General features: G+C 51.0%; 16 protein-coding genes. 9 read left to right on the top strand and 7 right to left on the bottom strand.

Translation table 11 applies throughout. The features are described 5' to 3' along the window. Positions 1-30: 30 nt before the first annotated feature. Positions 31-2319: an FdhF/YdeP family oxidoreductase gene (locus tag OGV82_RS15170; protein ID WP_012132117.1), complete on the bottom strand. Its 2289-nt coding sequence runs from the start codon at positions 2317-2319 to the stop codon at positions 31-33. Positions 2320-2880: 561 nt separating this feature from the next. Between OGV82_RS15170 and OGV82_RS15175 the strand changes: the two genes are divergently transcribed. From OGV82_RS15175 to moaA, 4 genes are all read left to right on the top strand, one after another. Continuing rightward, entirely contained in the window at positions 2881-4287 is a 1407-nt protein-coding gene (locus OGV82_RS15175) for a cytochrome ubiquinol oxidase subunit I (RefSeq protein WP_047463330.1), read from the top strand. Position 4288: 1 nt separating this feature from the next. Continuing rightward, the gene (cydB, locus tag OGV82_RS15180; RefSeq protein WP_047463333.1) at positions 4289-5299 is read left to right on the top strand and encodes a cytochrome d ubiquinol oxidase subunit II; all 1011 of its coding nucleotides are present in this window, start codon (positions 4289-4291) and stop codon (positions 5297-5299) included. Further along, entirely contained in the window at positions 5299-5472 is a 174-nt protein-coding gene (locus OGV82_RS15185; RefSeq protein WP_012132122.1) for a DUF2474 domain-containing protein, read from the top strand. The genes cydB and OGV82_RS15185 overlap by 1 nt, the downstream gene beginning before the upstream one ends. Positions 5473-5545: 73 nt before the next feature. After that, positions 5546-6532: a GTP 3',8-cyclase MoaA gene (moaA, locus tag OGV82_RS15190; protein ID WP_047463335.1), complete on the top strand. Its 987-nt coding sequence runs from the start codon at positions 5546-5548 to the stop codon at positions 6530-6532. Between the two features lie 12 nt (positions 6533-6544). On the opposite strand, the gene OGV82_RS15195 is transcribed toward moaA, so the two are convergent. Next, positions 6545-7462, bottom strand: coding sequence for a bestrophin family protein (locus OGV82_RS15195; RefSeq protein ID WP_047463338.1), 918 nt, complete (start codon positions 7460-7462; stop codon positions 6545-6547). Between the two features lie 325 nt (positions 7463-7787). On the opposite strand from OGV82_RS15195, the gene OGV82_RS15200 reads away from it, so the two are divergent. After that, positions 7788-8867, top strand: a complete 1080-nt coding sequence (locus OGV82_RS15200; protein ID WP_047463340.1) for a saccharopine dehydrogenase family protein — start codon at positions 7788-7790, stop codon at positions 8865-8867. Between the two features lie 40 nt (positions 8868-8907). On the opposite strand, the gene OGV82_RS15205 is transcribed toward OGV82_RS15200, so the two are convergent. Together OGV82_RS15205 and OGV82_RS15210 are read right to left on the bottom strand one after the other, a co-directional pair. Continuing rightward, a complete protein-coding gene (locus OGV82_RS15205) occupies positions 8908-9885 on the bottom strand; it encodes an NAD(P)H-quinone oxidoreductase (RefSeq protein WP_047463342.1) in 978 nt (325 codons plus the stop codon). Positions 9886-9941: 56 nt separating this feature from the next. Then, positions 9942-10895 (bottom strand): NAD-dependent epimerase/dehydratase family protein, encoded by a 954-nt coding sequence (locus OGV82_RS15210; protein ID WP_047463345.1) that lies wholly within the window; start codon positions 10893-10895, stop codon positions 9942-9944. Positions 10896-11144: 249 nt separating this feature from the next. Here OGV82_RS15210 and OGV82_RS15215 point away from each other — a divergent pair, with 249 nt between their 5' ends. From OGV82_RS15215 to OGV82_RS15225, 3 genes are all read left to right on the top strand, one after another. Further along, on the top strand, positions 11145-11936 hold the full coding sequence (locus tag OGV82_RS15215) for a PhzF family phenazine biosynthesis protein (RefSeq protein ID WP_047463348.1): 792 nt from the start codon (positions 11145-11147) through the stop codon (positions 11934-11936). 232 nt (positions 11937-12168) lie between these two features. Then, positions 12169-12648 (top strand): GNAT family N-acetyltransferase, encoded by a 480-nt coding sequence (locus tag OGV82_RS15220; RefSeq protein WP_047464037.1) that lies wholly within the window; start codon positions 12169-12171, stop codon positions 12646-12648. 200 nt (positions 12649-12848) lie between these two features. Beyond that, positions 12849-13382 carry a GNAT family N-acetyltransferase gene (locus tag OGV82_RS15225; protein WP_047463351.1) on the top strand — a complete coding sequence of 178 codons (534 nt, stop codon included), beginning with the start codon at positions 12849-12851 and terminating at the stop codon, positions 13380-13382. Positions 13383-13579: 197 nt separating this feature from the next. Here the strand turns inward: OGV82_RS15225 and OGV82_RS15230 are convergent, their stop codons facing one another. Genes OGV82_RS15230 through OGV82_RS15240 form a run of 3 tightly spaced genes read right to left on the bottom strand, consistent with a single transcriptional unit; the run spans position 13580 to position 15329 of the window. Continuing rightward, positions 13580-14275, bottom strand: a complete 696-nt coding sequence (locus tag OGV82_RS15230) for an alpha/beta fold hydrolase (protein ID WP_047462815.1) — start codon at positions 14273-14275, stop codon at positions 13580-13582. 41 nt (positions 14276-14316) lie between these two features. Further along, on the bottom strand, positions 14317-14625 hold the full coding sequence (locus OGV82_RS15235; RefSeq protein ID WP_047462811.1) for an AzlD family protein: 309 nt from the start codon (positions 14623-14625) through the stop codon (positions 14317-14319). Next, positions 14622-15329 (bottom strand): AzlC family ABC transporter permease, encoded by a 708-nt coding sequence (locus tag OGV82_RS15240; protein WP_047462808.1) that lies wholly within the window; start codon positions 15327-15329, stop codon positions 14622-14624. Before OGV82_RS15240 ends, OGV82_RS15235 begins: the two co-directional genes overlap by 4 nt. Before the next feature lie 145 nt (positions 15330-15474). Here OGV82_RS15240 and OGV82_RS15245 point away from each other — a divergent pair, with 145 nt between their 5' ends. Beyond that, the gene (locus OGV82_RS15245) at positions 15475-16326 is read left to right on the top strand and encodes a LysR family transcriptional regulator (RefSeq protein ID WP_233607618.1); all 852 of its coding nucleotides are present in this window, start codon (positions 15475-15477) and stop codon (positions 16324-16326) included. The last annotated feature ends 165 nt before the right edge of the window (positions 16327-16491 follow it).

Raw genomic sequence — 16491 nt, forward strand, 5'->3', positions numbered from 1 at the left:
CAGCAGAACGCCATGAATAAGGGGCGAATTTTACAGCGCGCGAATTTCTTTTGAACGCAAGGTGATATTTACCGGTACGGATTTATAAGAAGGCGTACCGCTCTCTTTATCAATATAATTGAGCGGAACCAGAACATTGGCCTCAGGATAATAGGCGCCGACAGAACCTGCCGCAATGCTGTAGGCCACGACGGTGATATCTTCCAGGCAGAGATCGCTGTCAGGCAGGGCCGTTCGGATATCGACGCGATCGCCATGTTCAAGCCCTAACTGCTCCATATCGCCTTCGTTCATAAAGATAATGTCACGACGGCCAAATACGCCGCGATAACGATCGTCCATCGCGTAAATGGTGGTGTTGTACTGATCGTGACTTCGCAGGGTAATCAGACGCAGCGTATTTTCACCTTCGCCGGTCACGTTCTCGTTAACGCCGTGGAATACGGAGAACATGGCTTTGCCCGTCGATGTCGGCCAGACGCGTTCGGTCGGCGGCAGCGGCATACGGAAACCGCCAGGCACCCGGATACGATCGTTGTAATTGTCGAAACCGGGAATGGTTTGTTCAATCAGTTCGCGGATGAGATCGTAATCAGCAACCAGCTCCATCCAGCCGATTTTGCTGTTTGTCAGCGTGGCTTTCGCCATTCCGGCAATAATGGCTGGTTCCGAACGCAATAACGGCGACGCCGGTTTCAGTTTGCCGGAGGAGGCATGCACCATCGACATAGAATCTTCTACCGTGATGGATTGTCTGCCGGTGCGCTGAATATCCAGTTCGGTGCGTCCGAGGCAGGGGAAGATGAACGTCTCTTTCCCGACCAGCAGATGCGTTCGGTTCAATTTGGTGCCGATGTGGACGCTCAAGTCCAGCCCGTGCATTGCCGGGAACCCCTGTTCGTGATCGGGCATTGCCACGGCAAAGTTACCGCCCAGGCAGATCAGCGCCCTGGCGCGCCCGTCGATCATGGCCTGCGTCGCCTGTACGGCGTCGTGTCCGTGTTTCGACGGGGGAACAAACCCGAAAACGTCGCTCAACCGTTCGAGGAATTCTGGCGCCGGTTTCTCGGTAATGCCGACGGTGCGGTTCCCCTGAACGTTGGAGTGTCCGCGAAGCGGGCAAATACCTGCGCCGGGTTTGCCAATATTGCCGCGCATTAACAGCAGGTCGGCAATCAGACGCACGTTCGCCGTCCCTTTGTTATGCTGGGTAATGCCCATGCCGTAGGTGATGATGGTGGCGTTGGACCTGGCGTAGGCTTCCGCGACTTTTTCCAGTTGCTCACGGTTTAAACCTGATTCGCGCTCAATGGATTCCCAGGAGGTTGCGGCAATATCTGCGGCAAAATCGTCAAAGCCCAGCGTATGGGCGGCGATAAACTCGCGATCCAGAACATCGCCACGCTCGGCTTCCAGCTGCAACACATGTTTGGCAATGCCTTTCAGCGCGGCGGCATCGCCGCCAGCTCTGACCTGGAAATAGGTTGAGGCGATGTCGGTTGAGCTGTAGGTCGCCATTTCGATGATGCTCTGCGGGTCGGCAAAGCGTTCCAGCGCTCTTTCTCGCAGCGGGTTAAAGACGATAATCGGCACGTCGCGGCGCGCAAGCTCGTGCAGCGTCCCCATCATACGGGGATGGTTTGTCCCTGGGTTATGGCCGATGGCGATCACCAGTTCCGTCTTTTCAAAATCATCCAGCGATACGGTTCCTTTACCGATGCCAATTGAGCGCGGCAGGCCTACGCTGGTGGCTTCGTGGCACATATTGGAACAGTCGGGAAAATTGTTGCTGCCGTATTCGCGCGCAAAAAGCTGGAACAGATATGCCGCTTCGTTGGAGGCGCGACCGGACGTGTAAAATTCCACCTGTTCAGGGGAGAGGCCGCGAAGCACTTCGCCGATGCGGGCAAAGGCCTGTTCCCATTCGACAGGGCGAAATGTGTCGCTTTCTTTGTGATAGGCCAGCGGATGAGTCAGGCGACCATACCCTTCAAGTTCGAAATCTGTTTTCTTCAGCAGCGCGCTGACGGTATTTTTGGCCAGAAACGCCGGTGTGACGCGCTTGCTTGTCGCTTCCCACGTTACGGCCTTCGCACCGTTTTCGCAAAACTGAAACGTTGATTTATGTTCTTTATCCGGCCATGCGCATCCTGGGCAGTCAAAGCCGTCTGGCTGGTTTGTGCGCAACAGGGTAACGGGTGCTTCAAGCGCGTCCATCTGCGTACGGACGGCAATGGCCGTTGCTTTTAACGCGCCCCAGCCGCCAGCAGGACCGTCATAGTGTCTGACTCCGGGAACTGAACGTCTTTTCTTATTCATATGAACTCCTGACTATTCTGGTCACATTGGCATCCTGAAATAGCTACATAACAGGTAGGGTTATTCCAGTGTATTTAACAATTACGTTTAGCGGCTGCGCGTTATATAAATAAAAGCCAGCCGGACAAATATCCATTTGAAAAGCCATTAACCTTATTTAAAAAATGGGTAATGGTGATGATTAATAAATACAAACAGTTGTCTCTACACGGGAGATAACAGCAACATCTTTTATTATTCGTTATATAAAATTTTATATAACAGATGGTGAAACCCAGTTAATTCGCGGGGTTTGCCCGGATTATGCGGCGTCTGTGCTGTCGATTTAAAGAAATTATAACAGGATTTTATCATTATCATAATAAATGTTATCTATCACTTATTAAATTTAACCTATTTGAACTTTTTGAATAATTGTTTGAGACTAATTAAACACGCCGAAAATTATTAGATTCACCTGCTCTGAAATATTCAGAAAATCGCTATTAATCAAAGAAAAAGGCTGGAAATGAAAGCGTTGTACAAAATAAATCAGTCAATGTCGACTCCGTGGGGGGAATTATGTTTGGAATAGATGCTTTTCACCTTGCGAGGATACAATTTGCCTTTACCGTATCTTTTCACATTCTTTTTCCCGCAATAACAATTGGCCTGGCAAGTTTTCTCGCCGTCCTTGAAGGGCTATGGCTCAAAACCAAAAATGAAACGTATCGCGACCTTTATCACTTTTGGTCAAAGATCTTTGCCGTCAATTTTGGGATGGGGGTGGTCTCAGGCCTGGTCATGGCTTACCAGTTCGGGACTAACTGGAGCGGCTTTTCACAATTTGCCGGAAGTATCACCGGTCCGTTGCTGACGTATGAAGTTCTGACGGCATTCTTCCTTGAGGCGGGCTTTCTGGGCGTGATGCTGTTCGGCTGGAAGCGCGTCGGGCCGGGGCTGCATTTCTTCGCGACCTGTATGGTTGCGCTGGGAACCTTGTTTTCAACGTTCTGGATCCTCTCTTCCAATAGCTGGATGCAAACGCCGCAGGGTTACGCGATTGAGAATGGCGTTGTCGTGCCGGTGGACTGGATGGCCATCGTCTTTAACCCGTCGTTCCCGTACCGTTTATTGCATATGTCCACGGCGGCGTTTCTGGCGAGCGCGTTCTTCGTCGGCGCCTCGGCGGCCTGGCATTTGCTGAAAGGAAACGACACGCCCGCGATCAGAAAGATGTTTTCGATGGCGTTGTGGATGGCGCTGTTTGTCGCACCGGTTCAGGCGGTGATTGGCGATGCGCACGGTCTCAATACGCTGGAACATCAGCCGGCGAAAATTGCGGCGATTGAAGGGCACTGGGAAAACCCGCCAGGCGAAGCCACGCCGTTGGTTCTGTTTGGCGTGCCGGATATGGACGCGGAAAAAACGAAGTACAGCCTTGAAATCCCTTATCTGGGAAGCCTGATTCTGACGCACAGCCTCGACAAACAAGTGCCCGCGCTGAAGTCGTTCCCGAAAGAGGATCGCCCGAACTCAACCATCATTTTCTGGTCGTTCAGGATAATGGCGGGGCTGGGGATGCTGATGATCCTGACCGGGGTGGCGAGCGCGTGGCTGCGCTGGCGTGGCCGGTTGTATCAGTGTCGTCCTTTCCTGTGGTTCGTATTCTGCATGGGGCCATCGGGGTTAATCGCTATTCTGGCGGGCTGGTTTACCACCGAGATTGGCCGCCAGCCGTGGGTGGTCTACGGTTTGCAGCGCACGCGTGATGCTGTTTCCGCACACGGCGACATGCACATGTCCGTCAGCCTGCTGGCGTTCATCCTCGTCTATTCGTCCGTCTTTGGGGTGGGCTACCTCTACCTGGTGCGGCTGATCAAAAAGGGGCCAGTGCGCGAACATGCGCATGATATCGCTCAGGGGGGTACGCCAGCGCGTCCGTTATCGGCGGTGAGCGAACCCATGAACACACGCAGGGGAGAATAAAATGGGCATCGACCTGTCAATAATCTGGTTCGTCATCATTGTTTTCGCAACGTTGATGTACATCGTGATGGACGGCTTTGATCTGGGGATCGGCATTCTTTTTCCGTTCAATAAGAACGAGAAAGAGCGCGACATGATGATGAATACCGTGGCCCCCGTCTGGGATGGCAATGAAACCTGGATGGTGCTGGGCGGCGCGGCGTTATATGGCGCGTTTCCGTTGGCTTATGCGGTGATTGTCGATGCGCTCAGCGTGCCGTTAACCGCCATGCTGCTGGGGCTGATTTTCCGGGGCGTGGCGTTTGAATTTCGCTTTAAAGCGACGCCGGAACACCGCCCGCTTTGGGATAAAGCCTTTATCGGCGGTTCTGTGCTGGCAACCTTCAGCCAGGGCGTCGCCGTGGGAACGCTGGTTAACGGCTTGCAGGTAACCGGACGGGCGTTCAGCGGCTCGACGATGGACTGGCTGGCGCCTTTCCCGCTGTTCTGCGGCGTGGGGCTGGTGGTGGCCTATGCGTTACTGGGCTGCACCTGGCTTATCATGAAAACGGAAGGCCCGCTGCACCGAAGCATGTCGGAGAAGGCGATTATCCTGACGCTGCTGCTGCTGGCGATCATCGTCATTATCAGCCTGTGGACGCCGTTGACGCATCCGGCGATTGCTCAACGCTGGTTCAGCCTGCCAGAGATCATCTGGTTTGCGCCTGTCCCGCTGTTAGTGCTGGTTTGCTGCTGGGGAATTGTGCGTTCCGCCTATAACCGCAAAGCGAGCTATGGGCCGTTTATGCTGACCCTTGGACTGATTTTCCTGGGATTCAGCGGGCTGGGCATCAGCATCTGGCCCAATATCATTCCGCCGTCGATCTCTATCTGGCAGGCCGCGTCACCGCCGCAAAGCCAGGGCTTTATGCTGGTGGGCGGGTTACTGATTATCCCGGTGATTCTGATGTACACCTGCTGGAGTTACTACGTCTTTCGCGGAAAAATTAATCCTGATGAGGGGTATCATTAATGGCTTCACTATCAGACACAGAGCACGCTAAACCTGCGGATACCGCCCCACGCGTCTGGTGGAAAAGGGTGGGCTGGATGGTCATCATCTGGGCGGCAAGCGTTATGGCGCTGGCCGTCGTCGCATCCGGGTTTAAGCTGCTGATGCTGGCGGCGGGGATGAAAACCCACTAACACGTCTTACTTCCTGTCTCAGGCCACATCAGCGTGATGTGGCCTGCCTGTTCGTTGTCTCCCGAGGTTATCTATGCAACCGCTTATGGACTCATGGCAGCGTAAATTCACCTATTTACGTCTGTCCGTTACCGATGTGTGCAATTTTCGTTGTACCTACTGTCTGCCGGACGGGTACAAACCCGGCGGCGTGAGTAACAAGTCATTCTTGTCGGTGGATGAAGTTCGCCGCGTCACCCGCGCGTTCTCCGCGCTGGGTACGGAAAAAGTCCGTCTTACCGGCGGGGAACCCTCCTTGCGCCGCGACTTTATCGATATTATCGCGGCGGTGCGTGAAAATGCGGCGATTCGCCAGATTGCGATAACGACCAATGGCTATCGCCTGGCGCGTGACGTCGCACGCTGGAGTGAGGCCGGATTAACCGCCATCAACGTCAGCGTGGACAGTCTGGACGCTCGCCAGTTTTATGCCATCACCGGGCAGGATAAATTTCAGGACGTGATGAACGGTATTGATGCGGCGTTTGCCGCCGGTTTTGAAAAGGTCAAGGTGAATACGGTTCTGATGCGCGATGTGAATCATCATCAACTGGACACGTTTCTGGCCTGGATTAAGCCTCGTCGCATTCAGTTGCGCTTTATCGAACTGATGGAAACGGGTGAGGGCAGCGAGCTGTTTCAACGCCATCATATTTCGGGCGTGGTGCTGCGTGATGAACTGCTGCGACGCGGCTGGGTGCGCCAGATTCGCCAGCGCAGCGATGGCCCGGCACAGGTCTTTTGCCACCCGGACTTTGCAGGCGAAATCGGCCTGATCATGCCCTATGAAAAAACGTTCTGCGCCAGTTGCAACCGGCTGCGCGTCTCTTCCATCGGCAAACTGCATTTATGTCTTTTTGGTGATGGCGGGGTCGATTTACGAGACGTGCTGCAAGACGATACGCAGCAGGATGCCCTTAAGATGCGTATTGCCGATGCGCTGACGCATAAAAAACAGACGCATTTTTTACATCAGGGGAACACCGGCATTACGCAAAACCTGTCGTACATTGGTGGGTAGCGGGCAATGGACTCAGGTCAGATTGAAGTAGCGATCGGGCTGATGCGGCTCCGGCAGGGGCTGTTGCCCGGTCATCTCTTTCAGATTGCGCTCAATGGTGTTGCAAATCGCGTTGAGCGGTAAATCGTTAGCCGATGTGCCAAAGGGATCTTCAAGTTCTTCCGCCAGGGAATCCCAGGATAAAAAGGTATAGGAAATAAAAACGGACACGAATGGCGTCATGTAATGCAGGTCGCCAACCAGCGCAAAAGGAAGAAGGGTACAAAAAAGATAAACAGTTCGCTGGAGTATTAATGTATAAGCAAACGGCACCGGGGTATTTGCAATTCGTTCACAGCCGCCAATAACGTGGGCGATTTCATCTATTTTATTATCGATGAGGCCAAATGTAATATCGCTCAGCTTGCCTTGTTTACGCAATGCCGCCATTTCATCGCCGATCAATAATAATATCCGGTTGGTTTTCATCGGGCTGAACATGACCTGGGTAAGAATATGCCGGGGCAGAATTCGGTACATATCATATCCGGCGTCGGTTTTACGTAATTCATGTTTCAGGCTCCAGCAAAGGGCAATCAGATAACCTGAAATTCTTTTATGTAGCTCAACGTCATTCGGCAACAAATTTTTTAACTGACGGATGATGGAACGCTCGGCAATCAGTAAGGTTCCCCACAGTCCCCGTGCCTCAACGAAACGGCTGTAGCTGGCGCTGTTGCGAAAGCCAAGAAAGATAGCGATTGCGATCCCCAGCAGGCTAAAAGGGGCAACGGTTAAGTGGATGCCCAGTTGCTCATACCATTGATAAATGATAATTGCGATAGCTGACATGACAAGGTTTAAAAATAACCGAAATGTTATTTTTGACAATACCGAGCCATGCCAATCAAATAATCGAAAAAACCAATGTTGCTCTGGTCTGATAATCATGACTGACGATTTCTCTGAAGATGTAATGAGAAGGATTCAACGAAGGGTGAATGCGATAGAAACTATTTTAATCGTTATTTTGCCGTCTGACAATCAATGACGAATAAAAATAAGGCGGAATAAAAGTAATGGTATTGGCTTTATCATTCGCTGGTGAATTTAATCATTACGTTATACCTCCTGGCTCAGATTTGAACTGTCACCGTTACGGCGCAACCAATGTACATGCAACGTGAAGTATGACGGGTATATTGACCTTGAAGTTAACTTTAAGGTTATGCTGTGACGTAAGCCGGGCAATTTATTTATTAAAGGGGTCAATGCAATGAATGAGCAACATTCCCATCCAGAATTTCCGCGCTGGATGATCTATGGCGCGAACGGTTATACCGGAGAAATGATTGCCCGTGAGGCCGTACGGCGAGGATTCAGGCCAGTTCTGGCGGGGCGCAGGCAAGAAACGATAGACTCTCTGGCTTGCAATCTCGGGCTTGAGGCTCACGCCTTCGCCCTTGATAATCCGGCTGAACTGCTCAGACAGCTCGAAGGGTGTGCTCTGGTATTAAATTGTGCGGGGCCGTTCTCCGCTACTGCGGCGCCTTTGATGGAGGCCTGCCTGCAAACCCGAACCCATTATCTTGATATTACAGGGGAGATAGGCGTGTTCGAAGCGGCACAACTGCTGAATACCCGTGCCCGGGATGCCGGTGTTGTATTGTGCCCCGGCGTCGGGTTTGACGTTATTCCTACGGACTGCGTGGTGGCCGCCCTGAAGGAGGCCCTGCCGGATGCGATCCGCCTTAACCTGGGATTCGATTCACGCTCTGTTTTTTCTCCGGGTACGGCGAAAACAGCGATCGAGGGGTTGGCGCAGGGCGGAAAAATTCGGCGAGGAGGGAAGATCATTACCGTGCCGCTTGCTTATGAAGTTCGCCGTATTGACTTCGGCGATGGCGAGAAGGACGCGATGACAATCCCCTGGGGGGACGTGTCCACGGCGTATTACACGACAGGTATTCCAGACATTCAGGTCTTTGTGCCGGGGTCGACGCGCATGATTTCCCAGGCCCGGAGAGCAAACTACATCAGGCCATTGCTGCGACTGGCGTGGGTTCAGAAGCTCCTCAAGGCTTATATATCCCGAACGGTGAAAGGCCCCGGAGAAATGAAACGTGAACAGACGCCCTCTTTTGTGTGGGGAGAGGCCATCAACGCCCGTGGCGACAAAAAAACTGCCCGTATCCGTACACCGAATGGTTATACCCTGACCATTATGGGGGCGTTAGCGGTGGTTGAGCACCTGATGATGAACCGGATTGCAGGAGGGGCCTACACGCCGGCAACGTTAATGGGCGCAAATCTGATAACCCGGTTACCAGGGGCTGGCCCGCTGAGGATTGTATAATTGCTCAGGGCGGGACAGGGGATGCTCCCGCCCTTTGCGCTTATTCAAGGGTAAGGATAACTTTACCGATATGAGTTCCGGCATCCAGTAACGTATGTGCCTGACGGACATCCTCAAATTTAACTATCTGGTGAATGACGGGTTTACACTTTCCGGCTTCGATTAAAGGCCATACTTTTTGTATGAGCTGTTGGGCGATTTCTTCCTTTTCAGCGGCGTCCCGGCTCCTCATCGTTGAACCGGTTACCACCGCTCTTTTAAGGATCAGTTCCTGGATATCGAATTCCTTAACCATCCTGCCCCCCATAAATCCAATCAGTACAAGCCGACCGTCCTTTTTAAGAAGGCGAAGGTTCTTGTTAAAATAAGCGGCGCCGACAATATCAAGAATAACATCAACGCCTTTTCCGTCGGTTCTACTGAGGATTTCTTCTTCAAAATCATGGGTTCTGTAGTTAATGATTTCCCCATATTGTTGCAGGAACGGAATTTTATCGTCACTTCCGACGGTGCTGAACGCTTTAATATTCATGGCATTACACAACGCCAGCGCGGTCGTCCCTATGCCGCTTGCGCCACCGTGGATCAAAACAACATCCTCTTTTTTCACTTTTCCTAACGAAAAAAGATTGGCCCATACCGTAAAGAATGTTTCCGGGAGCGCTGCTGCTTCTGTAAAACTTAAATTTTGTGGGACAGGCAATACCTGACCTGCCGGAACGGCGCAAAATTCTGCATATCCCCCGCCATTGGTGAGCGCACAGACGCGATCGCCAACTGAAAAGTGAGCAACGTTTTTCCCGATTGAGTGTACGATACCCGCGACTTCCAGCCCGGGAACCGGCGTAACACCCTCTGGCATGGGATATTTTCCCTCTCTCTGCATAATATCCGGGCGATTTACGCCGGCCGCTTTAACTGAGATCAGGACATCGTTCTCGCCACATTCCGGCATTTTTCCCTGGCTTACCTTCAGAACTTCAGGGCCGCCAGCTTCTGTTATCTCAATGAGTTTCATCTGATTCTACCTGTTTAATGTCAGGGGTTGATTAGCGATACTACCTGCGTGGTTGTTTATTTGTCTTTCTTTACGGTGAGTGGCGCTTTCCATTCACGGTAAAGGGTTTCCAGTCCCTGACGGTACGTTGTTATCTGAAAGTCCGGGAATCGCCGCTTAAATTTTGATGAATCAAACAGGTTATCATGTTGATAGCGGGGCAGGAGCTCCCGGAGTTCCCGTGGGCCTTTGGAAAAGATACCGGCGGCGAACAAGGCGAATTTGCTCAGGACAGACCATGACGTTTCTTTCCCGAACACGTTACAGGCCAGAGAAACAAACTGCGCATAGGTGAGCCGTTCATCGCAACAGGGCAGGTGCCACGTCTGACCGAAGGCATCAGGGGTGTTGCCAAGGCGCGCTAAAGCCCGACTGGCATCGGGAGTCCATATGAGCGTACGTAACGTGTCGTCACGTAATGGCACGCGTGGCTTTTTCCCTGCTTTAAGTCTGTCTAAAATTAAGGCATTGGTAAAACTCTGGGTTTTCCCCGGCCCATAAAACTCGGGCGCGCGCCCGATAAGCACAGGGATGTCGCCCCGGCGCATCTCCTCCAGCACTTTGTTTGCCATCAGGGCCCGAACCCGCCCTTTGCGCCCTGACGGCAGGAACAGCGTTTCCTCGGTCTGCAATCTGCTGTCCTGTGGGTACATATAAGTATTGTCAAAATAAACAAAACTTGCCCCCACTGTCCGACACGCGTTCAGCGCGTTTTGCAGTATTACCGGAAACTGCTGTTCCCAGAGGTCGGCATCCGGCGGCAGACCCGCCGCAAAATAGACAATGCGGCTTCCTTTAACCGCTTCCAGTGTCTGACGGGCATCCAGTAAATCAGCGGGCATAAGGCTATCGCTGTCATTTACCTTCTGTGGATTACGGCTTACAAGCCTCAGTTCAGCACTGTAAGAATGCGTTAACTCGCGAGCAAGTTCCCGGGCAATCTGTCCGCTTGCCCCCAGAATCGTTTGCATCTCACTTCCTCTTCGACAATTTCAGACGGGTGTCCCGGCCCATTGGCCTTTTTCAAAGTATAAGTTTAAAGTTCACTTGAAGGTCAATGGGGTGTTGCGACATTGTTTAAATGTCGTCTGGTATTGGGATACAGCGCCAGCAACGGAATGGCGCCGAAGCCGAACATCAAACGATGAAAAATACGAGATTGCGCGTTGTCGAGGCATGGTAGAGTGGGGGGGCTCAAAGAATGATTCGAGGTTTGCGCTATGCAACAAATTGATTTTTACATGGTTGATGCCTTTAGCACGGCTACTTTTGGCGGCAATGCCGCAGCCGTGTGTCCGCTCACCGAGTGGTTGCCTGATGAGACATTATTGAAAATGTCCAAACAGCATAACCAGTCAGAAACGGCTTTTTTTGTCCCAAATGAAAACGGCTTCGAGTTGCGCTGGTTTACCACTCAAGGGGAAATAAATCTGTGTGGGCATGCCACACTTGCTGCCGCGCACGTCATCTTTGAACATCTTGATTACCCGGGCGCGACTATCCATTTTGATACCCGGTTTGTTGGCCCATTGACAGTAGCACGCAGCGGCGAGTGGTTGACGCTTGATTTTCCAGCCTGGGAAACCGAGCCCGTCGTGCCGCCGTCCTTATTGCTGGAAACGTTGGGCATCACAGAATGCAAAGAAGTGCGCGTGGCGCGTGATTACATGGTCGTGCTGGATAATCAACGGCAGGTAGAAGCGCTACGCCCGAACATTAATGCCATGCTCCCTCTGGGAAAAATGGTTTGCATAACCGCGCCCGGCGAAGAGAAATACGATTTTGTCAGCCGTTTCTTTTGCCCGGGAGAAGCCGTGGCGGAAGACCCCGTTACAGGTTCAGCACATAGCATGCTAATTCCGTACTGGGCTGAAAAACTGAAAAAAACACAAATGCTGGCGCACCAGGGCGCCGAACGTGGCGGGGATTTACGCTGCCAGCGAGTGGGGGATCGAGTCCACATCGGCGGACAGGCAACAACTTATTTGCTGGGTAAGGTACTGTTGCGCTAGAACGTCCAGAATGCGGTTCGGAATGGGCTTCCGGTAAAAGGTCTGCTGTACGATTATGGCAGACCTGACGGCGCTTTAGACTGACTGCGTTGTGCCAGGAGGGGATATTGCTAACGCAACGGCGTATTAATCAGCGGAGTGCAGGTCAGTGCCATAAGAAATAGATATTAGACAAAGATACTGCCGCTTGTTTGTATGTTACAAATATGTAATCAATTTTTTTGGAAAAGTCTTGTTCACTATCAAAACTGACGATCTCTCCCATCCAGCAGTGCAAGCGTTAGTGGCCTATCATATTTCCGGCATGCTGGAGCAGTCCCCACCAGAAAGCAGCCATGCTTTAGATATTCGAAAACTGCGTGACCCAGCTGTGATATTTTGGTCAGCATGGGAAGGGGGACAACTCGCAGGAATTGGCGCGCTGAAAATACTGGATGATGAACATGGTGAGCTGAAATCAATGCGTACCGCGCCAAATTTTTTGCGTCGTGGCGTAGCGAATCAGCTTTTACAGCATATCTTGCAGGTTGCGCATATCAAAGGCCTACGACGTTTAAGTTTAGAAACCGGGACACAGCCAGGGTTTTCCGCTTGCCATCAACTTTATATTAAGCACGGTTTCGTTAACTGCGAGCCGTTTGCTGATTATCAGTCTGATCCAAATAGCCGTTTTATGACATTAGTTTTATGTGAGAAAGATAAATTGTCATGACTAATGCAGAGAGAATGGTGCCATATTAGTTCAAAAAAATTCTGCTCCTTGCTCACTGTAGACGTGACGACCACTCAGCCCAGCCGCTGCGTGCCAGGAGGGGAAGTTGTATACTTTATACGTGCGCCAGTCAAAGTTGATCATTCAGGTGTGAATGATAAAGTTGTTAACTCCTCTCTCTAAAAAGGTGATTAAATCTAATGCATCATATCTCTTCTGTCAGTCTCAATTATCGCTGTCTCCAGCATACAGACTGGCCATTTTTTTTGGCATTAAATCAGGATCGTCATGTGATGCATTTTATTAGTGATTCACGTACTGATGACGAGATTAGAACCCAGTCTTTTGAAAGCCGTCTACAGCCTTGGCATAAAGGCAGTGAACGCTGGTTATGTATGATAATGAGTCGAAAGGATACAGATATACCAATTGGTGTAACTGGCTTTATTGATCGTGGTGAAGGCATAGCGGAAGTGGGGTTTATCCTGGCATCAGAATTTCACGGCAAAGGTTTTGGTACAGAATCGTTAAAAGATATTGCCCGCTTTGCTTTCGATGAGCATGGGTATCGTAAGCTCACTGCTACGGTAACAGCTGGCAACAATGCATCGCGGAGAATATTGCATAAAGTCGGATTTCAGCAGGAGGGAACTCTAAGAAAAAACTATTTCCTGCATGGTTGCTGGCATGATGATTGGGTATTTGGATTGTTGAGAGAAGAATTTAGTTACTGAAAAATGAAACGGCAAAACATGCCCAATTCTGGAAATGTTGCAGCGAGGTTCTACACATACATTCATTTCAGAATGGCATTTGAGTCAACCGACATATATGTTGTACCAGGGGCATCGTCAATGCCTGCTTCTCGCTCATAGTAGACCTTCGCACTTGTCCGCTGTGTGCCAATAGCGGACCTTACCCACTGCAGTATTTACCTGACTGAGATCCATTCAGTAATGGTTAACGCCAACGCCTCAGGCTGTTCGAACGGAATCATATGACCGCAATCCTTGATGGTTCTCAACGATGCATCAGGTATGGCATCGACCAGCTCCTCTGCTTCCTGCATGGAACGGATGGCGTCATCTTCACTGGCAATAACCAGTGTGGGACAACCTATCGTTGCTGAAGGAATACCTTGTCGGGTTAAGGTCGATTGCGTAATGAAGGCTTCAAATCCGAGACAACGTCCCATTTGCTGGATAGTTGAAATCATATCCCGATCTGATGCGTTTAGGGGGTGCAGTGACCGGGTAATAGCATGGCTGCTCAGCCCCTTAAACGTTGCGGGTGACAATGACTGCACGCTTTGCCACTTTGATTCCGCCTCTAATGGCGTATCTTCCCGTAACGAACTGGCAATCAGTACCAGGGACTCCACACGATCCGAAAAATCTGCAGCAAACTGCCGGGCAATGTACCCTCCCAGTGAAAAACCTATCAACGTAAATTTGTCTGGCAGACAGGTACTCATATGCTGCGCGATATCATGGAGGGTTAGTCCTCCGGTTACGGAAGCATGATGAACAATACAGTTTGCTGGCAGGTATGTTTCAAATTCACGCCAGAGCATTTCATTCAGCATATACCCGGGAATTAAAACGATCGTTCGTGGCGTTAGACTCATAGCACTTGCTTAAATGTATCGGAGGATTAGCTCAGAACGGTTTAAAAATATCTGACCAGGGCTGAAACGACAATCCCAAGGGTGATAGCAATTAAAGGTCTTTTAAAAACCAGCATCACGACGGCCGTGGTCAATAATGCCATCTGAGCGCCTTTGTCGCCTGTGAGGGCAACGGGGGCTAAAATCGCCACGAGAACGGAGCCTGACATCCCCTGAATAAAGGCTTTTATTCGGTTATTAAAAGGCACAAAAGACATAATCCAGACACCACCCCATCGGGTAACGAGGGTGACCAACGCCATAACAAAAATAATAATAAGAGGTCCTGTGCCTACCGTCTCAATACTCATTTTTTCTCTCTCATGATAATTCCAGTAATACCTCCGGCGAGGGCTCCAGCGATCACATGACTATTTTCTGGTAACCATTTATACGCTATCAGCGAGGCACTGGCCGCTGCGGCCCAGATAATCCACATCCTCAGGTTTCTTTCCCCTTCGAACACCATAGAAAGGAGAAAACACCCCATGACCATATCAAGACCAGCGCTTTTGGGATCCTGGATAACGCTCCCGAAATACAGTCCTGCCAGGGTTCCTGCTCCCCAAAAAAGCCATAACGCAAGACCGCCACCAAAGAGTAATCCCAGCCCCGCGCTTCCCCTGCTGAATGCCTGTATGGACATGGCCCAGTTAGCATCGGAAACGACCATCATGATCCCGTAGCGTTTAGCGGGTGTTAACGCGCGCAACCACGGGTATAAAGTGGCCCCCATTAACAGATGCCTGGCATTAATGGCAAAAACGGTGGCGATAAGGGTTAATACAGGAACCTGATCGGTCCAAAGCTCTAAGGTGGCGAATTGAGCATAACCGGCAAAAACCAGCAAACTCATCATTGTCGCCGACGTCGGGTCCACTCCTTTCTGCGATGCGGCCAGGCCAAAGGCTGCACCAAAAATAGCGACAAACAGTGAAACCGGGATAAGCTGCCGAAAACCATCCCATATCAGCGAATGATTAAGTTGAGACAAATCGGGCTGGTGATGCGTCATCCGGGACCTCATGAACTTCATAACAGTGAAAGCAAACAGGGGGCCACTATGACAGTGTTGTGGAATCGATAAAAACGCATAATAATTGATGTTAATATTTGATTACCGAATGCAAGGCTCAAAGGTGCATTATCAAGACCTCCAGATGGACTGGCTTAAATGTTTTGTCGCGGTAGTGGATGCGGGATCGCTTTCGGCTGCGGCACCTGAAGTCCATCGCTCACAATCTGCGGTCAGCATGCAACTTAAAAAGCTGGAATCTGCATTAGGGTGTCAGCTATTACTTCGCGGTCCTCGTCAACATCAACTCACGTCTGAAGGTCAAAAACTGCTGGGATATGCCCGAAGGATACTCGACCTTCATGCTGAAACGCAGGCCGCATTTCACGGTAAGGAGTTAACAGGGCGTATTCGTCTGGGGGTCCCTGATGACTATGCAGCAAAATACCTTACCCCTGCGCTGAAGAGATTTGCCCCTAACTTTGGGTCAGTCGAGATCGAACTGAGCTGTGAGCAATCAACGTCTTTAATTCCCCGCGTTGAGGTCGGCGATCTCGATTTGGCACTGGTTTCCCGGGAACATCCCAACCAGGGCTCGTTACTGTTTTATGAACCGATGGTGTGGGTGGGTTCTCCACAGTTTGAGGTCTGGCGGCGCGATCCATTACCCATTGCGGTTTATGAAAGTACAAGCCTTGCTAAACGTAGTGCTATCAACGCATTAGCACTGCAGGGGCGGAGATATAAGGTGGTGTATAACAGCTCCAGCCTGTCAGGGCAGATTACCGCAGTGGAAAGTGGACTGGCTGTTGCGGTGCTGACCCAGTGCAGCGTGCCGCCTCATCTGCAAATTCTTGGCAGTGAACATCTTTTGGGGCCTCTTGAACCCATGGAAGTCTCATTGTTCAGAAGCCGTACTTCCCAGGGTTCTCCTGCAGTGGATAGTTTGTACGATTTGCTCCTCAGGACATTACGGGTCAGAAAAGTTGAAAGTTGAGACGATTTTTAGGTGCCTCAACGTCCGCTCCTCGCTCACAGCGGACTTTTAGCCCAGTTAACGTGTCCGCTGTGTGCCAGGAGCGGACATTAATACCCTTTTTATGTTAATCACCTGGCCTGAACGCGTATTTAGAAGTGAATACGATTGACGATAGAGGACTGC

Origin of the sequence: Citrobacter sp. CK191 (assembly GCF_030333435.1) — a bacterium.
In the GTDB taxonomy this organism is placed as follows: domain Bacteria; phylum Pseudomonadota; class Gammaproteobacteria; order Enterobacterales; family Enterobacteriaceae; genus Citrobacter_B; species Citrobacter_B koseri.